This window comes from Kosakonia sp. ML.JS2a, from assembly GCF_025642095.1.
Classification (GTDB): domain Bacteria; phylum Pseudomonadota; class Gammaproteobacteria; order Enterobacterales; family Enterobacteriaceae.
Genome location: NZ_CP106754.1, coordinates 2,599,377 through 2,617,062, shown reverse-complemented (window position 1 = coordinate 2,617,062; position 17,686 = coordinate 2,599,377). Strand labels below are relative to the sequence as shown.

Here is a 17,686-nt window from a genome sequence, read left to right as displayed (position 1 = left end):
CCGCTCAGCGTCGATTATCAAATGATGTTGTTATCGCGCCTGAACGGAGAAACCCTAAGCTCAGGACAGCGTGGCGAGAAATTCGTCTGCCTGCTGCGGTGTGCTAATGCGAACAAAGCGCAGATGTTGATAACGGGGATCGACCATGTACTCCCCGTAACGCTGGCGATTACGGCGCCAGGTTTTCAGCATCCAGAAAATGATGGAGTCGCGGCTCAGAAACGCGCGCCGCAGGCTTTCCCGGTTGCCAGTTTCCGGCCACAGCTCCTGTTGACTCTGCGCCCGCGCAATGGCGCGCAGCGTCACCTGGCGCAGGGTGTGCCAGAATCCGTAATCCACCCACACCACAATATCCACATCGCGCCATTTGATATCACGGCTGCGATCGTAGTTACCGTCCAGCACCCAGTCCGGTTGACTCAGTGCTTGCGTCAGTCGGGCATAGAACTCCTCTTTCGGTGTCCCCTGCCAGTTGGGCCGCCAGTAGAGGAGATCCATCTCAATATAGGGAATATTCAGCTGGCTGGCGATGCGCCTCGCCAGCGTGGATTTGCCGCTGCCGCTGGTGCCAATCACATTTATTTTCATAGCATTACGCGGATTCCCGCTCAACAAAATGGAAACCGATGTCGACAATTTGCTCGTCAACGTCGCTGCCTTCAATACGGTCTGCCAGCATCGTCGCCGCGCGCTGGCCGATAATTTGCCGATCCACACTTACGGTGGTAATGGCGGGCTGATTCCCGGCGGCGAAATCCAGATCGCCGAAACCTATCACCGCCAAGTCCTGCGGTACCCGCATGCCGCGGGATTGCGCTTCGATTATCGCCCCCTGCGCCAGCGTATCCGAACTGCAGACAATCACATCACACTCGCCGCAGGCCAGCAGTTGCGACAGCCCTTCGCGACCGGAGGTAAAACGTGCAGGCAGCGCCACATCAACAGCCACAGGATCGGTAATGCCATGACGCGCCAGCACTTCACACAGCCCGCTTTTACGCTGGGCGGCGCGTTTATCCACGGTCCACAACAGACCCGGTCGGCGATAGCCCTTGCGCAGAAGATACTCCGCCGTGGCCTGGCCCACTTTTTCATGGGAAAAACCGACCAGCATATCCAGCGGCGTCGGTGTTAAATCCCAAATCTCCACCACCGGCACGCTGGCATTGAGGATCACTTTTTTCAGATCTGTCGAGTGGTGAATACCGGTCAGTACAATGCCATCCGGGCGACGGGACAACAGCGCCGCCACCAGTTCCGCTTCCGTCTGCTGCGTGTAACCCGCTACGCATAACAACATATGATAGCCGCGCACCGCCAGTTCATCGCTGATGGCCTGAATGGTATCCACAAACATATTGTTATTGATTTGCGGTACCACCACCGCCACCAGTTTACTGCGGCGCGACGCCAACCCGCCCGCCAGCGCATTCGGGATATAGCCCGTGGCTTTGACGGCGGCGAGCACCTTTTCCACGGTTTTCGGTCGCACCAGTTGCGGCGTGTTAAGCGCCCTACTTACGGTCATTGAAGAGAGCCCCGCCGCGCGGGCGACGTCTTCAAGCGTTGGCGCACGCGGCGGTATGGAACGGGATGTTTTCGACATGGTCACTCACAAAGAATTAAACGGCATTCGGCGTTCTCCGCCTCTATTTTTGTATTATACCGCGTTCTCCCATCATTGCCGCTCTCCCCTCATAAATCAGTGCGTTATATAATGTTTTGTCGCTAATATGTTAACGCTATCATTTTTACCGTTCGCGCGTAACAGCAGAATGTAAAATGTGATCGCGTTAACAATAAGTGCCCTTCTGCCGCATCGATTTGTGATCGATTGTACATATTTGGCGCAGAACTCTGGTCATTACATTTCGTCGGATCTAAAAATGTTAGCGCAAACATTTATACTATCCTCAGGAGCTAATCATGACCGTAAGTGCGAATTCCGATGCTGTAACCTATGCCAAAGCCGCAGGGGTAAAAACCGCCGCCGAAACCGGCGATCGCATCGAATGGGTAAAACTCTCCCTCGCCTTTCTGCCGCTTGCCACTCCGGTGAGCGATGCAAAAGTGCTGACCGGCCGCCAGAAACCGCTGACCGAAGTGGCGATCATCATTGCGGAAATTCGTAGCCGCGATGGATTTGAAGGCGTCGGTTTCAGTTATTCCAAACGTGCGGGAGGCCAGGGCATTTACGCGCATGCCAAAGAGATCGCCGACAATCTGCTGGGGGAAGATCCTAACGATATCGATAAGATTTACACCAAACTGCTGTGGGCTGGCGCGTCTGTCGGGCGTAGCGGCATGGCGGTACAGGCTATCTCCCCTATCGACATTGCGCTGTGGGATATGAAAGCCAAACGCGCAGGCCTGCCGCTGGCGAAACTGCTGGGCGCGCATCGCGATTCAGTACAGTGCTACAACACCTCCGGCGGCTTCCTGCACACCCCGCTGGATCAGGTACTGAAAAATGTCATCATTTCGCGGGAAAACGGCATCGGCGGGATCAAAATTAAGGTCGGCCAGCCGGATACCAAAGAAGATATCCGCCGTCTGACCGCCGTGCGTGAAGCGCTCGGTGATGACTTCCCGCTGATGGTGGACGCCAACCAGCAATGGGACCGCGAAACCGCTATCCGCATGGGCCGCCAGATGGAGAAATTCAACCTGATCTGGATTGAAGAGCCGCTGGATGCCTACGATGTTGAAGGTCACGCGCAGCTCGCTGCCGCACTGGATACACCGATTGCCACCGGGGAAATGCTCACCAGTTTCCGCGAGCACGAACAGTTGATCCTGGGGAATGCCAGCGACTTTGTGCAGCCGGATGCGCCGCGCGTTGGCGGGATCTCGCCGTTCCTGAAAATCATGGACTTAGCCGCAAAACATGGCCGTAAACTGGCACCGCACTTTGCGATGGAAGTGCACCTGCATTTGTCGGCGGCCTACCCGCTGGAGCCGTGGCTGGAGCATTTCGAATGGCTGAACCCGTTGTTCAACGAGCAACTGGAACTGCGCGACGGTCGCATGTACGTGTCCGACCGTCATGGTCTGGGCTTCACCCTCAGTGAACAAGCTCGCGCCTGGACACAGCTCAGCTGTGAATTTGGCAAACGTCCGTAAGTCGTAACCTCTGACGGGAGATCCCTCCCGTCTTTTTTTGTTCCCTACACCACATTCAACCCTGTTTCGAGGAGTTGTGATGAATACAATAATTAAACGCACCAATGTGCGTTACAGCATCCTTATTTTTTTATTTCTTGCCACCGTATTTAATTATGCCGACCGCGCCACCCTTTCGGTGGTTGCGCCGATCATGAGTAAAGAATTAAATTTTGATCCGGAAGCATTAGGGCTCGCTTTTTCAGTTTTTGGTATTTCCTACGTGATTATGCAAATTCCCGGCGGCTGGCTGCTGGATAAATATGGTTCCAGACTGGTTTATGGCTGTGCATTAATCGGCTGGTCGGTCGTGACCATGTTTCAGGGCACAATTTATCTTTATGCCAGCCCGCTCATCGTACTGGTGGTGCTGCGCCTGATGATGGGGGCGATTGAAGCCCCGGCCTTTCCGGCCAACAGCCGTCTTAGCGTGCAGTGGTTTCCGAACAAAGAGCGCGGTTTTGTGACGGCTGTCTATCAGGCAGCGCAATATATTTCTCTGGGTATTATCACACCGTTAATGACGCTTATTTTGCATAATCTGAGCTGGCATTATGTGTTCTTTTATATCGGCGCTATTGGCGTGGTGTTGGGGATATTCTGGCTGGTGAAAGTGCGCGACCCGCTATCCCATAAAGCGATTAACCAACAAGAGATTGATTATATTCGCGAGGGTGGCGGTGAACCGACATTAGGCAGTAAAAAAGGCCCGGCAAAAATCAGCATGGCGCAGATTAAAAGCGTCTGTATTAACCGCATGATGATCGGCGTTTATATTGGTCAGTTCTGCGTGACCTCCATCACCTGGTTTTTTCTTACCTGGTTTCCGACCTATTTATACCAGGCAAAAGGCATGTCGATTCTGAAAGTCGGTTTCGTCGCCAGTATCCCGGCGATTGCAGGCTTTGTTGGCGGGCTGCTGGGGGGGGTGTTCTCCGACTGGCTGTTAACACGCGGCTACAGCCTGACCACCGCGCGTAAGTTCCCGGTGATTTGCGGCATGCTGCTCTCCTGCGTGATTGTAATGGCGAACTACACCAGCTCGGAAGTGGTGGTGATTGCCGCCATGAGTGTGGCGTTCTTCGCCAAAGGGTTCGGCAACCTCGGCTGGTGCGTGCTGAGCGACACGTCACCCAAAGAGGTGTTGGGGATTGCCGGTGGCGTGTTCAACATGTGCGGTAACCTGGCGAGCATTATCACCCCGCTGGTGATTGGCGTGATCCTCGCCAACACCCACTCCTTTGATTACGCCATTCTCTATGTTGGCTCAATGGGATTGATTGGCCTGTTCTCTTACCTGTTTATTGTTGGCTCGCTGGAGCGTATCACTCTGACGCCTTCCGCTGCCTGAGTGTGATCCTGGCGTTCTCCTGCGCCACGCTGTTCCGCGCATTGTACTCCCGGCGGAACAGCGTTTTTTTGTCGGCTAGTCGTACGTGATCCCCGGCGGGTTGACCAGCGAACGTTCGACCCCCTCCCCCTGCTCTCCCCAACGCGCCAGCACCTGTTGATATTCACCCCGCGCAATGGCCCCATCCAGCGCGGCCTGCAAGGCGTAAACCAGCCCATTGTCTTTTTTGGTGGTTGTGGCGACCCAGGCTTTTTTCGGCCCCAGACCGACCACTTTGGTGGTACCGTTTAGCGCTGCTTTGTACGCCGCCACTGACTGTGGACCAAACACCACATCTGCGCGCCCGGACTGAATATAGAGAGTACCGGAGGCGTCGTCCGTCAGGTAAATCGGCTGCGCCAGGGGCCGACCGGCGGCGCGGTTCTCCTCATTCCAGCGCAGCAGAATGCGCTCCTGATTCGTACCTGACCCAACAATCACTTTGCGTCCGGAGAGATCCTGCGCCGAACGAATGGCCGGGATAGCACTGGAGGATTTCACCGAGAACGCCAGCGAATCAGCGCGATAGGTCGCGAAGTCAAACTTCTGTTTGCGCGCTTCCGTGACCGCAATATTCACCAGCGCCACATCATAACGACCGGAAGTGATGCCCAACGGCCAGTCTTCCCAGGCGGTGGGCATCAGTTTGAGTTTTAAGCCGAGGCTTTGTGCCAGCAAGCGGGCAATATCCGGATCGCTGCCAATACGCGTGCGGTTATCACTGGCGAGCAGCGCCAGCGGCGGCGAATTAAGCGCAGAGATCGCCACGGTTAATGTTCCGGGTTCGACAAACCTGTAACTGGCCGGGATTTTAGCGATGGCGGCCTCATCTCGCGGTACCGTTATCGGCTGTTCATTGGCCTGTAAATCAATCTGCCCGGCGGCGAAACTGCCTGTGGTGATCAACAGCAGCGCCAGTAATCCTTGTTTCATCGTCGCTCCTTACAGCACCCGGGATAAAAACTGCCGGGTGCGCAGATGTTGTGGGTGGTTCAGCACCTCGTCGCTGCTGCCCTGCTCAACAATTTTGCCATCAACCATAAACACCACCTGGTCGGCAACTTCGCGGGCAAAACCGACTTCATGCGTGACCACCACCAGTGTCGACCCAGCGCGCGCCAGCTTTTTGATCACATCCAGCACTTCGCCCACCAGTTCCGGATCCAGCGCGGATGTCGGTTCATCAAACAACATTACGCGCGGGCGCAATGACAGCGCACGGGCAATGGCGATACGTTGTTGTTGCCCACCCGAAAGGTGGCGCGACCAGGCATCTGCTTTATGCCGTAACCCCACCACATCCAGCAGTTCGTAAGCCTGTTCAATGGCAGCTTTGCGGCTCAGTTTTTTATGGGCGATGGGCGCTTCAATCAAGTTTTCCAGCACCGTTAAATGCGGGAACAAATTGAAGTTCTGAAACACATAGCCGACATTGACGCGCTGGCGCAGGATCTCCTTCTCTTTCAGTTCATACAGCTTGTCCCCTTGCAGGCGGTAACCAATGTAGTCGCCGTCGATCCGGATAAAGCCTTCATCAACACGCTCCAGGTGGTTAATGGCGCGCAATAATGTGGACTTCCCCGACCCGGATGGCCCAAGGATCACCGTTACCGAACCCGGTGGGATCTCCAGTGAAACCTCATCCAGCGCTTTGTGGCGACCGAAGTATTTGCTGATGCCGGTAATCGAGATATGACCATTAAGAGAGGTTGGCATGCACAGCCTCCTGGGGTTGCGGTATGCGCGCCGTGGCGGCAGAGGGAGTGCGAACGCGCGACGGATTGATGGCCGAACGTCGTTCACTGCGAGCCAGCCAGCGTTCCACCAGGTGCTGAATCGCGGACAAGACACTGGTGATCGCCAGATACCAGACGGCACCAACCATCAGCAGCGGGATCACTTGCTGGGTGCGGTTGTAGATCATCTGAATGGTGTAGAACAGTTCCGGCATCGCCAGCACGTACACCATCGCTGTGCCTTTGGCGAGGCTGATGATTTCGTTAAAGCCGGACGGCAAAATGGTGCGCAGCGCCTGCGGTAAAATGATGCGCAGCGTGCGCCGCCAGGCAGGCAGCCCCAGCGCAGCGGCGGCTTCATACTGCCCGTGGTCGACGCCGAGAAAACCGCCGCGAATAATTTCGGCGGTATACGCGCTCTGCACCAGCGTTAGCCCGACCACTGCGGTGGAAAATTGCCCCAGCACATTAATGGTGTCATAACGCGCCCACGCAATGCCGGTAAACGGAATGCCCAGCGACAGCGTGTCGTAGAGGTAGGAGAAGTTATACAAAATGATCAACACCACGATCAGCGGCAGTGAGCGAAACAGCCAGATATAGCCCCACGCAAGGCTGCTTAACAGCCAGGATGCGGAGAGTCGGGCCAGCGCCAGCAAACCACCGAACACCACACTCAGCGCGGTACCCAGCAGGGTTAACAGCAGGGTTTGCCCTAACCCTTCGAGGATCACCGGGTCGAAAAACCAGCGGGCGAAAACTGCCCATTCCCAGCGCGGGTTAAAGGCCACCGACTGCACAATGGCGGCCAGCACAAACAGGGCGACAAACGCACCGACGGTGCGGAGCGGATAGCGTGCAGGCACCACTTTCACGGTTTCTGTACTTTTCATGGTCGTTCCTCAGGCGGTTTTACTCAGTTTTTCTGCCAGCAGCGCTTTGGTAAAACGCAACCGACCATCAAACGGCGGCTGACTGAACTCTTCCGGATCGCGGTTCAGGTCAAACTGCGCCTGATACCCCTGGCTCAGGTAGAGACGCACCGCTTCCGGCTGGCGAAAGCCTGTGGTCAGGTAAATCTGGCGGTAGCCCGCACGTTGCGCCCGGCGTTCCAGCTCCTGCACCACGCGCGCCGCCAGCCCCTGCTTACGCAGCGTGGGTTTGGTCCAGATTCGTTTGATTTCCGCCGTCTGCGCATCAAAAGGTTTGTAAGCCCCGGTGGCGATGATCTCGCCGTTGCGCTCCAGCACAATAAACAGCCCCTGTGGCGCTAAATACCATTCGGTCAGCTCCACTTCCGCATCGCGGGAAAAGTAGTCGCCGTAACGTGCGGCGTATTCGCCAAACAGCCCGGTTAAAATGGGTTGCAGCTCCTGCGCTTCTGGCGAAACGTCGCGGAATCGTTCGCGCATTGCCGTCTCCTTAATCGCCCAGTCCGGCCGGATTAATCTCCGACGCCGGAATACGTTCCACCCCTTCGCCCCAGCGATTGAGCACCTTGTCGTAATCCCCGTTTTTGATAGCGCCATTGAGCGCGGTTTGCACGGGTTCAACCAGACCACTGCCTTTACGCAGCGTCACCGCAATGTGCGCCGCTTTCGGCCAGCCGCCGTCCACGCTGCCAACCAGCCTGGTGTTGCCGGTCAATGCCGCTTTCCAGGCACCGATCACGTTCGGGCCAAAGTACGCGTCGGCGCGACCCGATTGCAGCGCGAGGGTTTGGGCCGCATCATCTTTGGTGTACACCGGGGTAAACGGCTTCAGCCCTTTTTTCAGGTTTTCAGCGTTCCACGCCAGCAGGATCGCCTCCTGATTGGTGCCAGAGCCAACAATAATGCGCAATCCGGCAATATCTTCCGCGCGCTCAATCTGCTTGATTGCACGGGTGGATTTGACGTAGAAGCCAAGCGAATCTTTGCGATAGGTGGCGAAATCGAACTTCGCTTTACGCTCTTTGGTGACGGTAATATTGCTGATTGCCGCATCGTACTTGCCCGAGGTCACGCCCAGCGGCCAGTCCTCCCACGAGGTCGGTACCACATTCAGCTCCAGCCCCAGGCTGCTCGCCACCAGGCGGGCGATATCCACCTCGCTGCCGAGCAGGGTTTTGTTGTCATCGGCAAACACGGTCAGCGGCGGTGAGTTCAACGCCGCAACGGCAACGGTCAGTTTGCCCGGCGTGACAAAGTGGTAATCCTTGGGCAGTTGTGCAATGGCGTCGGCATTTTTCGCCGTCGTGATCGGCGTTTTATTGGCCTCCAGGCTGACGCCCGTGCCGTTGATATTGACGTCCTTTGCCCAGGCCAGCGGCGTAAGCGCCAGCATCATGGCCAGCAATAGCGATGTTTTCTGCATAGCTTTAACTCATCTTTTATTGTTGTGAGAAGGGATTCACCGGCAGCGGAAGACCTAAGCTTTCACGCAGTGTGGTGCCGGGGTATTGCGTGCGAAACAGACCGCGCGCCTGCAACAGGGGAACGACCTTGTCGACAAAACGCGGGAAGGTGTCTGGCGTCCCGCCCTGGATGATGAAACCGTCGGCGGCATAGTTTTCAAACCACTGCTGTAAGCCGTCGGCGACCTGCTGCGGCGTACCGGAAAAGCGCGGGCGCGGCGATGCGCTTTCCAGTGCCACCTGGCGCAGCGTCAACTGACGCTCGCGGGCGTTGCGTTTGATCTCATCGGTGGTGCTGCGAAAACTGTTTTGCCCTAAATCGCCAATATCCGGGAAAGGTGCATCGAGCGGGTACTGGCTGAAGTCATGATGCTCAAAATAACGTCCCAGATAGTTAAGCGCATCGTTGATGGAGACCAGCGCCGCCGTGGTTTGATACTGCTGCTCCGCATCCTCTTCACTGTCACCGACGATCACGCTGACACCCTGGAAAATATGCAGCTCATCGTGGCGGCGGCCATACTGTTCCAGTTGCGTTTTCACATCGCGATAAAATGCTTTCGCCTCTTCCAGGGTCTCCTGATGGGTAAAAATGGCGTCGGCGTGATGCGCCGCCAGTTTTTTGCCATCGTCTGACGCCCCGGCCTGGAAAATAATCGGTCGCCCTTGCGGCGTACGGCCAATATTTAATGGTCCGGCAACCTGAAAGAAATCGCCGTGATGATTGAGCGTATGTAATTTCGCGGGATCAAAAAATTGCCCGCTGTCTTTATTACGAATAAACGCGTCCTCTTCCCATGAATTCCATAACCCTTTCACGACCTCCAGATATTCATCGGCAATGCGATACCGCAGAGCGTGATCGGGATGTTGCGCACGGGAAAAGTTCTTCGCGGAGCCTTCCAGTGGTGAGGTCACCACGTTCCAGCCCGCACGCCCCTTGCTCAGGTGATCGAGGCTGGCAAACTGTCGGGCAACGGTAAACGGTTCGCTATATGACGTGGAGAGCGTGCCCACCAGGCCCAGATGGTGAGTCACGCTGGCCAGTGCGGATAATACGGTGATGGGTTCAAAACGATTTAAAAAATGCGGGATCGATTTTTCATTAATATATAAGCCGTCGGCGACGAATAAAAAATCGAGTTTACCCTGTTCGGCAATGCGCGCTGTTTCCAGCACAAAGTCAAAATTAATACTGGCGTCCGCGACTGCCGCCGGGTGACGCCACGCGGACATATTTCCTGATGCACCATGTAATATGGTGCCAAGCCGCAGTTGTCGTTCTGTAGACATAATCCATCCTCCTTTTCAGGCAACAGGTGACCCGGGGCCGGAGCCCTGGATAAAGACATTCACATCAGTGTTGGAGTAAGGCTTTTTCCGCCAGCAGAGCGAAATAACGCGCAGCGCCTTCAATTAACTGCTCATCGGGGTTAAACGCCGGATGGTGCAAGCCGTATTCGCTGTTGCTGCCAATGCTGACAAACGCGCCGGGAATATGGTGTAAGTAGACCGCAAAGTCTTCGCCGCCCATATGCAGGTCGGCCTCTTCGGTGCGATACCCGTGCCAGTCGGCAACATCGCGGGCAAAGGTGGCCCATCGTTCATGGTTTACCAGCGCGGCGGGTCCCTCAAACCAGGTGACCGCAATCTCCGCATCGAACGCTTGCGCCAGTCCGGCGGCAATCTCATTAACGCGGCGTTTTACCTGATCACGCACGGCAATCTGGTGAGTCCGCAGCGTCCCTTCCAGCTCCACCGCTTCCGGCAGCACATTCCAGGTGTTACCGCCCTGAATGCGGGTGACGCTCAGCACCACCGAGTCCAGCGTGTTGATATTGCGGCTGGCGATACTTTGCAGCGCCACCACCAACTGGCTGGCGAGCAGGATCGCGTCGTTGCCCTCGTGTGGACGCGCGGCATGCGCGCCTTTACCGGTGACCTTCAGCGAAAAGCGATCCACATTGGCATAAAAGGCCCCGCCGCGCGTGGCAAAGGTGCCCACCGGTAATCCCGGCTCATTGTGCATGCCGAAAATGGCGTTCACCTCGTCCAGCGCACCGGCCTGGATCAACCGTTTCGCACCGCCGAAATTCTCTTCCGCAGGCTGAAACAGAATGCGCACGCGACCGGCCAGTTGTGGCTCTTTCTCTTTCAGCAGCAGTGCTGCGCCGAGCATCACGCTGGTGTGAACGTCATGCCCGCAGGCGTGCATCACGCCAGGGTTACGCGACGCAAAAGGAACGTCGACGGCTTCATCAATCGGCAAGGCGTCGATATCCGCCCGCAGGGCGATCACCCTTTCTCCGCTGCCCACTTCAGCCACCACGCCGGTCGGCAGCGTCAGCGGAAGCAGGCGTAATCCTGCGCTCTCCAGCCAGTGGCGAATGCGGCGGGTGGTTTCGAACTCCTGTAATGAGAGTTCAGGATGTTGGTGCAGCTCGCGCCGCCAGTTGATCAGTTGCCCGGCAAAACTCATCCTGCCACCTCCTGGGAGGTATGCGCATCAGCGAAAGCCTCCGCCAGCAGCTGCAATGAACGGATCCGCGCTGTCCCTTCAGTAATAGGGGTATCGATAATAAATTCATGGATGCCATAGTGCTGATGCAGAGCATCCAGCCCTGCCAGCACCGTTTGCGGCGTGCCGGCAATCAGCGAAGGTTCCCGGCGCGCAATACGCACTGCTGGACTTCCTGCCTGACGGGCGAACGCATGCCCCTGCGCTTCACTGGCGACGCTAACCCGTTGACCGTTGGCTAACTCCACGCCCCAGACTTCCACTTGTTGCGCCAGCGCATCGGCCTGCGCCTGCGTCGTGGCGACAATCACCTGCACGGCAACGAGGGTGTCTCGCGGGCTTTGTTGCTGCCATTGCGTGACAACGTCACGAAGAAGCGTTTTATCGCCATTCAGATGCGCCGCGAAAACAAAGTTCCAGTTCAGCCGGGCCGCCAGTTCGGCGCTCTCCAGGCTGGCGCCGAGCAGGAAACCCTCAGCACGCTGCGCAGGCAATGGCGTGGGCAGCACCGTCTCTTCGGCGCTGTCGTCTTTCGCCAGCGAGAGCCAGTTATCCAGTTGCGCCAGTTGATCGGCAAAGCTGCCCTTTTCGTCGTTGTGCACGCCCTGCTGCAATGCGCGGGTGGAGAGCGGTAATCCGCCCGGCGCTTTGCCGATGCCGAGATCGACCCGCCCCGGCGCGAGGGTTGCCAGCAGATTAAAGTTTTCCGCGACTTTGTACGGGCTGTAGTGTTGCAGCATCACACCGCCGGAGCCAACGCGAATACGCCGGGTCTGACCGAGGATCCAGGCGATAACCAGCTCCGGTGACGGGCTGGCCAGTTGCGCGGTGTTGTGATGTTCGGCTATCCAGAAACGGTGATAGCCCCATTTCTCCGCAAGCTGGGCCAGTTGCAGCGTGCGATTCAGGGCGTCCTGTGCGGTTTCATGTTCCGCAATGGGGCTTTTATCCAGCAGACTCAGACGATAAGACATGCAGCGCACTCACGTTAGAAAAGAGGCTTTTATTATTAGGACGCGCTGAATTTGCTGTGAAACAATTAATTTACATTAAATAAGCAAAAAATTTGCAAAGTAAGTACATGCGCGCGCTGCAGTCATTGTTGATGCTTATGGATTAAAGAAGGCGACTGTTCTGATTTGTTAAAATTCGTTTTGCTGCTCACGGTTATTTCTGTTGCATTTTTCGCCATTATGAATCAGTTCCGCTACCTGACACCGGTGACCTCACAATTTCCACTAATAGTCGCTGCCTTTCTGGTGGGTATGTTTTGCGTCGTTAATCGATTGCGGTTACGATGCTGCGCCATGTTTTGTCTTATCCATACGCAGAATGACTGGAAAGACAAGGCGTTTACCCGACGGGGCAATCGTTTGGTTAGCCATCCCGAAGGTTGAGGAACTCAGCAAGGTTCAGACAGGTGAACAGGTAAACAATGAAAAAAGATCACAACCACGCTGCCGATCATCACGCGGCAAAACGACGCTGGCTTAACTCTCACGAAGAGGGCTACAGCCGGGCTATGGGTAACCGCCAGGTACAGATGATCGCCATTGGCGGCGCAATCGGTACCGGTTTATTCCTGGGCGCAGGCGCCCGACTGCAGATGGCGGGGCCGTCACTGGCTATCGTCTATCTGGTCTGCGGTATCTTCTCTTTCTTTATTCTGCGCGCACTGGGCGAACTGGTGTTGCACCGCCCTTCCAGCGGCAGTTTTGTCTCGTATGCCCGCGAATTCCTGGGTGAAAAAGCCGCGTTTGTTGCCGGCTGGATGTACTTCGTGAACTGGGCGATGACCGGTATCGTGGATATCACCGCCGTGGCGCTGTATATGCACTACTGGGGCGCATTTGGCGATGTCCCGCAATGGGTATTTGCGCTGGGCGCGCTGGCGATCGTCGGCACCATGAACATGATCGGCGTGAAATGGTTCGCCGAAATGGAGTTCTGGTTTGCGCTGATCAAAGTGCTGGCGATTGTGGTGTTCCTGGTTGTCGGTACGATTTTCCTCGGCACCGGTAAACCGCTGGACGGCGGCACAACCGGCTTCCATTTGATTACCGACAATGGCGGTTTCTTCCCGCACGGTCTGCTGCCTGCGCTGGTACTGGTACAGGGCGTGGTCTTCGCCTTTGCCTCCATTGAACTGGTCGGCACCGCGGCGGGCGAATGTAAAGATCCGCAGAATATGGTGCCGAAAGCCATTAACAGCGTGATCTGGCGTATCGGCCTGTTCTACGTCGGTTCTGTGGTGCTGCTGGTACTGCTGCTGCCGTGGAACGCTTATCAGGCAGGTCAGAGCCCGTTTGTGACCTTCTTCTCCAAACTGGGCGTGCCGTATATCGGCGACATCATGAACATGGTGGTGCTGACCGCGGCGCTCTCCAGCCTGAACTCGGGTCTCTACTCTACGGGTCGTATCCTGCGCTCGATGTCGATGGGCGGTTCCGCACCGAAATTCATGGCGAAAATGAGCCGTCATCACGTGCCTTACGCCGGGATTCTGGTCACCATTTGCGTGTATGTTGTTGGGGTGTTCCTGAACTATCTGGTGCCGTCGCAGGTGTTTGAAATCGTGCTGAACGTCGCATCGCTGGGCATTATCGCATCGTGGGCGTTTATCGTGGTTTGCCAGATGCGTCTGCGTAAAGCCATCAAAGAAGGTAAAGCGGCGGATGTGAGCTTTAAGATGCCGGGCGCGCCGTTCACGTCATGGCTGACCCTACTGTTCCTGTTCAGCGTATTGGTACTGATGGCGTTTGACTACCCGAATGGGACTTACACCATCGGCTCTATCCCGCTGATCGCGGTTCTGCTGGTTGCTGGCTGGTTTGGCGTACGCAAACGCGTACAGGCTATCCACAGCACTGCGCCGGTTGCGCCGAGCGAAGAAACCAAAGCGCCGCTGGTTGAAGAACCGTCACGCTCGTAACCGTTCCTTTTCGTGAATAAGCCTGCGCCCGCGCAGGCTTTTTTATGCGCAAACACCACGCTTCACGCTTCGGTCAGCCATAAAAAAGCTCCCCGTAGGGAGCTTAAGCGATGGTGTGATTACAGCGCAATGCGGATCACATCATCCGGCTGAGTGGCTTCTTTTTCACGGCTGGAGGCCTGTTTCACACTGACAAACAGGGTTTTTCCGTCCGCTGAGAGCGCCAGGCTATTAGGGTGAGTCGGCGTGTCGAAGGTTTTGACGACCTTGTAGGTTTTGCCGTCGATAACGCTGACTTTCCCGGCTTCGCGGTGGGTGACGTAGGCTTCGTTACGTGCCGGGTTAAACAGCACTGCCAGTGATTCCGGCGCGGCCACTTTCTCCAGCACCTTGCCCTTGCGGGTATCAACCACCAGCACTTCCGCTGCTTTGGAATCGGTCACAAAGGCACGGTGACCTGAGGTATCGAGGCTCAGGTTCAGATAGAAATGCTCTTTACCATCATCTTGCAGTTTTTTACGATCGATAATGCTGTTTTTGCCGGTATCGACGGTGATCAGTTCACCATCGCCGTTGGTGGTATAGAGACGTTTCGCCGCCGTGTCGACCGCCAGCCCGGTGCTGTAGGTGCCGGTCTGCTTAATGGTGGTTTTCAGTTTCAGCGTGTCGCCATCCACGACCCAGATTGCACTCTCTTTCCCGACCCCGGTGATATACACCGTGTTGGTGGTTTCATCGACCGCCAGTTCGCGCGGGCTGAGCGGTTTTACGGTTTCTGAACGCTTACGAGCGTCGAGCACTACGCGCCCTTTCACATCGCCGGTTTTGGCGTCAACGGCTGTCACAGAACCGTCGGTGGTATTGCCGAACCACAGGGTTTGCGTGCGGGTGTTGATCGCCGCGCCAAATGGTTTCAGATCGCTGTGAATGGATTGAGTGATCGCCAGCGTCGCCGGATCAAGACGGTACACCACCCCGCCTTTATCCGTTTTGCGGCTTTGCGCGGTTGCCAGCCAGAGCGCATTTTCCTGCTGGCTGAAGGCCATTTCATAAGCGCCTTTACCGACCGCTTTGCGCAGCATCTCTTCGGCTGCCTGTGTAGTGAATGATGCCGCCAGCAGCAGTGAGCCGAGGACCAGAGAATTCCTCAGGCGCGGCGAGCATAAATGACGTAAAGACATGACGACTCCCTTTGATTAACAAGATTGTTATTTTTCACACGCTTCCCGTGCGCGATGCCGAAGCCTCGCTTATTGTTATAAGTGAGAATAGTAATCATTAATGACGGTAATGTGGAGCGATAAATTGTCAGCAAGCCGCTTTGCTGCACTCGTAATTAACGTAATGTGCGCTTAATGTTTTCAAATAATTTACATACGATTTAACATATTGCCGTATGTTCCATTTGGTTCGTTTTATAACCCGGTTCCGCCATGAATATAATTTCCGCCACCAGGCTCACTTTGCCGGTCTTGCTGCTCCCGGCAGTGGTGCCCTCTTCGGCTTTTGCCGATGAGCAAACCCTGATTGTCAGCGCCACACCCCACACCGTTTCTGAGCTGGATACACCCGCCGCAGTGAGCGTTGTTCAGGGAGATGACATCCGCCAGGCCACGCCCCGGGTCAATTTGTCTGAGTCGCTGGGCAGCGTCCCCGGTTTGCAGGTGCAGAACCGCCAGAACTATGCGCAAGATCTGCAATTGTCGATTCGCGGGTTTGGTTCACGCTCAACCTATGGCGTGCGCGGTATTCGCCTGTATGTTGACGGCATCCCCGCCACCATGCCGGATGGCCAGGGGCAGACATCGAATATTGACCTCAACAGCGTGGAAAGTATTGATGTGCTGCGCGGTCCGTTCTCTGCACTTTACGGTAACGCTTCTGGCGGGGTGATGAATGTCACCACGCAAACCGGGCGTGAACCGGCGACGATTGAAGCCAGCAGTTATTACGGTAGTGACGCCAGTTGGCGCTATGGGTTGAAAGCCACCGGCGCGATGGGTGATGGCACCCATGCCGGGGATGTGGATTACACCGTCTCCAGCACCCGTTTTGTTACGCACGGTTATCGCGATCGCAGCGGTGCGCGTAAAAATCTGGCGAATGCCAAACTGGGCGTACGCATTGATGATGCCAGCAAACTGAGCCTGATTTTTAACAGCGTGGATATCAACGCCAACGATGCGGGAGGCTTAACCCAATCCGAGTGGCGGAATAATCCGCGCCAGTCTCCACGCGCCGAACAGTACGACACGCGCAAAACCATTAAACAAACCCAGGCGGGTTTACGCTATGAGCGCCAGCTCAGCACGCAGGATGACCTGAGCGTGATGATGTATGCCGGGGAGCGTGAAACCACGCAATATCAGTCGATTCCCCGGGCGCCACAGCTGAATGCGCAGCATGCTGGCGGCGTGATCGACCTGACGCGTCACTATCAGGGGATCGATACACGCTGGACGCATCGCGGTGAGCTGGGCGTCCCGGTGACGTTTACCGGTGGGCTGAATTACGAAACCATGACCGAACAGCGCAAAGGCTATGAAAACTTTGTGATGCGCGGCACGACGCCTGTCTACGGGCGTGAAGGCAATCTGCGCCGCGACGAGCGCAATCTGATGTGGAATGTTGATCCCTATCTGCAAACCGGCTGGCAGTTAACTGAAAAGCTGTCGTTAGAAGCCGGTGTACGGTACAGCTCCGTGTGGTTTGACTCCAACGATCACTACATTACCGCGCAGAACGGCGATGACAGTGGCGAGGCGAATTATCATAAATGGCTCCCGGCAGGGTCGCTGAAATATGCCGTCACCGATGCCTGGAATGTGTATGTCGCCGCCGGACGTGGGTTTGAAACCCCCACCATTAATGAACTCTCCTACCGTTCCGATGGCCAGAGCGGGCTGAACTTTGCGCTGAAACCATCGACCAACGATACGGTAGAAATCGGCAGTAAAACCCGTATCGGTAACGGGTTACTGACGGCTTCGCTGTTCCGTACCGATACGGATAACGAGATCGTCACCGATACCAGCAGCGGAGGTCGCACGACCTATAAAAACGCCGGGAAAACCCGTCGCCAGGGCGCAGAGCTGTCGCTGGATCAGCAGTTTGCCGGAAACTGGCGGGCAAAAGTGGCGTGGACCTATCTGGATGCCACCTACCGTAGCGAGGTGTGCAACGACGCCGACTGTAACGGTCATCGTATGCCGGGTATCGCCCGGAATATGGGCTTTGCATCGCTGGGGTGGATCCCGGATCAAGGCTGGTACGCCGGTGCGGACGTACGGTATATGAGCGATATAATGGCGGATGATGAAAACACCGCCAAAGCGCCGTCTTATACCGTGGCGGGCGTGAATACCGGCTACAAATTTAGCTATGGCAACTGGATGATGGATATCTTCGGGCGTATCGATAACCTGTTTGACCGCGAATATGTCGGTTCGGTGATCGTTAACGAGTCGAATGGACGTTATTACGAACCGGCTCCAGGCCGCAATTACGGCGTCGGCTTGTCGGTGGCTTATCAGTTCGAGTAATGCGGGAATCG

Annotated in this window: 13 protein-coding genes and 1 pseudogene; 4 read left to right on the top strand and 10 right to left on the bottom strand. The window is 56.1% G+C overall.

The window, feature by feature from the left end; all coding sequences use genetic code 11:
• Positions 1 to 60: 60 nt before the first annotated feature.
• Together N7922_RS12465 and N7922_RS12460 are read right to left on the bottom strand one after the other, a co-directional pair.
• Positions 61 to 588 carry an AAA family ATPase gene (locus N7922_RS12465; RefSeq protein ID WP_263096542.1) on the bottom strand — a complete coding sequence of 176 codons (528 nt, stop codon included), beginning with the start codon at positions 586 to 588 and terminating at the stop codon, positions 61 to 63.
• Between the two features lie 4 nt (positions 589 to 592).
• Positions 593 to 1,606, bottom strand: coding sequence for a LacI family DNA-binding transcriptional regulator (locus tag N7922_RS12460; protein ID WP_263100813.1), 1,014 nt, complete (start codon positions 1,604 to 1,606; stop codon positions 593 to 595).
• A gap of 320 nt (positions 1,607 to 1,926) precedes the next feature.
• On the opposite strand from N7922_RS12460, the gene N7922_RS12455 reads away from it, so the two are divergent.
• Together N7922_RS12455 and N7922_RS12450 are read left to right on the top strand one after the other, a co-directional pair.
• Positions 1,927 to 3,123, top strand: coding sequence for an L-talarate/galactarate dehydratase (locus tag N7922_RS12455; protein WP_263100812.1), 1,197 nt, complete (start codon positions 1,927 to 1,929; stop codon positions 3,121 to 3,123).
• Between the two features lie 79 nt (positions 3,124 to 3,202).
• Positions 3,203 to 4,513, top strand: coding sequence for an MFS transporter (locus tag N7922_RS12450; RefSeq protein ID WP_263100811.1), 1,311 nt, complete (start codon positions 3,203 to 3,205; stop codon positions 4,511 to 4,513).
• Between the two features lie 75 nt (positions 4,514 to 4,588).
• Here the strand turns inward: N7922_RS12450 and N7922_RS12445 are convergent, their stop codons facing one another.
• From N7922_RS12445 to N7922_RS12415, 7 genes and pseudogenes are all read right to left on the bottom strand, one after another.
• Positions 4,589 to 5,485 (bottom strand): transporter substrate-binding domain-containing protein, encoded by an 897-nt coding sequence (locus N7922_RS12445; protein ID WP_263100810.1) that lies wholly within the window; start codon positions 5,483 to 5,485, stop codon positions 4,589 to 4,591.
• A 9-nt stretch (positions 5,486 to 5,494) separates the two neighbouring features.
• Entirely contained in the window at positions 5,495 to 6,268 is a 774-nt protein-coding gene (locus N7922_RS12440) for an amino acid ABC transporter ATP-binding protein (RefSeq protein WP_263100809.1), read from the bottom strand.
• A complete protein-coding gene (locus N7922_RS12435; protein ID WP_263100808.1) occupies positions 6,252 to 7,181 on the bottom strand; it encodes an amino acid ABC transporter permease in 930 nt (309 codons plus the stop codon). The genes N7922_RS12440 and N7922_RS12435 overlap by 17 nt, the downstream gene beginning before the upstream one ends.
• 9 nt (positions 7,182 to 7,190) lie before the next feature.
• A complete protein-coding gene (locus N7922_RS12430; RefSeq protein WP_263100807.1) occupies positions 7,191 to 7,700 on the bottom strand; it encodes a GNAT family N-acetyltransferase in 510 nt (169 codons plus the stop codon).
• Between the two features lie 10 nt (positions 7,701 to 7,710).
• A pseudogene (locus tag N7922_RS12425) lies at positions 7,711 to 9,976 on the bottom strand (NtaA/DmoA family FMN-dependent monooxygenase).
• A 64-nt stretch (positions 9,977 to 10,040) separates the two neighbouring features.
• A complete protein-coding gene (locus tag N7922_RS12420) occupies positions 10,041 to 11,162 on the bottom strand; it encodes an amidohydrolase (protein ID WP_263100806.1) in 1,122 nt (373 codons plus the stop codon).
• The gene (locus N7922_RS12415; RefSeq protein WP_263100805.1) at positions 11,159 to 12,175 is read right to left on the bottom strand and encodes an MsnO8 family LLM class oxidoreductase; all 1,017 of its coding nucleotides are present in this window, start codon (positions 12,173 to 12,175) and stop codon (positions 11,159 to 11,161) included. The genes N7922_RS12420 and N7922_RS12415 overlap by 4 nt, the downstream gene beginning before the upstream one ends.
• 461 nt (positions 12,176 to 12,636) lie before the next feature.
• Between N7922_RS12415 and ansP the strand changes: the two genes are divergently transcribed.
• Positions 12,637 to 14,133, top strand: coding sequence for an L-asparagine permease (ansP, locus tag N7922_RS12410; RefSeq protein WP_263100804.1), 1,497 nt, complete (start codon positions 12,637 to 12,639; stop codon positions 14,131 to 14,133).
• Between the two features lie 119 nt (positions 14,134 to 14,252).
• Here ansP and N7922_RS12405 read toward each other — a convergent pair whose 3' ends face one another.
• The gene (locus N7922_RS12405) at positions 14,253 to 15,314 is read right to left on the bottom strand and encodes a YncE family protein (protein WP_263100803.1); all 1,062 of its coding nucleotides are present in this window, start codon (positions 15,312 to 15,314) and stop codon (positions 14,253 to 14,255) included.
• A 252-nt stretch (positions 15,315 to 15,566) separates the two neighbouring features.
• Here N7922_RS12405 and pqqU point away from each other — a divergent pair, with 252 nt between their 5' ends.
• Positions 15,567 to 17,675: a TonB-dependent receptor PqqU gene (gene pqqU / locus N7922_RS12400; protein WP_263100802.1), complete on the top strand. Its 2,109-nt coding sequence runs from the start codon at positions 15,567 to 15,569 to the stop codon at positions 17,673 to 17,675.
• Positions 17,676 to 17,686 lie beyond the last annotated feature (11 nt).

What these genes read in the sequence shown, in the direction of transcription:
- N7922_RS12465 (WP_263096542.1), bottom strand. Translation starts at nt 588, where the DNA reads ATGAAAATAAATGTGATTGGCACCAGCGGCAGCGGCAAATCCACGCTG.
- N7922_RS12460 (WP_263100813.1), bottom strand. Translation starts at nt 1,606, where the DNA reads ATGTCGAAAACATCCCGTTCCATACCGCCGCGTGCGCCAACGCTTGAA.
- N7922_RS12455 (WP_263100812.1), top strand. Translation starts at nt 1,927, where the DNA reads ATGACCGTAAGTGCGAATTCCGATGCTGTAACCTATGCCAAAGCCGCA.
- N7922_RS12450 (WP_263100811.1), top strand. Translation starts at nt 3,203, where the DNA reads ATGAATACAATAATTAAACGCACCAATGTGCGTTACAGCATCCTTATT.
- N7922_RS12445 (WP_263100810.1), bottom strand. Translation starts at nt 5,485, where the DNA reads ATGAAACAAGGATTACTGGCGCTGCTGTTGATCACCACAGGCAGTTTC.
- N7922_RS12440 (WP_263100809.1), bottom strand. Translation starts at nt 6,268, where the DNA reads ATGCCAACCTCTCTTAATGGTCATATCTCGATTACCGGCATCAGCAAA.
- N7922_RS12435 (WP_263100808.1), bottom strand. Translation starts at nt 7,181, where the DNA reads ATGAAAAGTACAGAAACCGTGAAAGTGGTGCCTGCACGCTATCCGCTC.
- N7922_RS12430 (WP_263100807.1), bottom strand. Translation starts at nt 7,700, where the DNA reads ATGCGCGAACGATTCCGCGACGTTTCGCCAGAAGCGCAGGAGCTGCAA.
- N7922_RS12420 (WP_263100806.1), bottom strand. Translation starts at nt 11,162, where the DNA reads ATGAGTTTTGCCGGGCAACTGATCAACTGGCGGCGCGAGCTGCACCAA.
- N7922_RS12415 (WP_263100805.1), bottom strand. Translation starts at nt 12,175, where the DNA reads ATGTCTTATCGTCTGAGTCTGCTGGATAAAAGCCCCATTGCGGAACAT.
- ansP (WP_263100804.1), top strand. Translation starts at nt 12,637, where the DNA reads ATGAAAAAAGATCACAACCACGCTGCCGATCATCACGCGGCAAAACGA.
- N7922_RS12405 (WP_263100803.1), bottom strand. Translation starts at nt 15,314, where the DNA reads ATGTCTTTACGTCATTTATGCTCGCCGCGCCTGAGGAATTCTCTGGTC.
- pqqU (WP_263100802.1), top strand. Translation starts at nt 15,567, where the DNA reads ATGAATATAATTTCCGCCACCAGGCTCACTTTGCCGGTCTTGCTGCTC.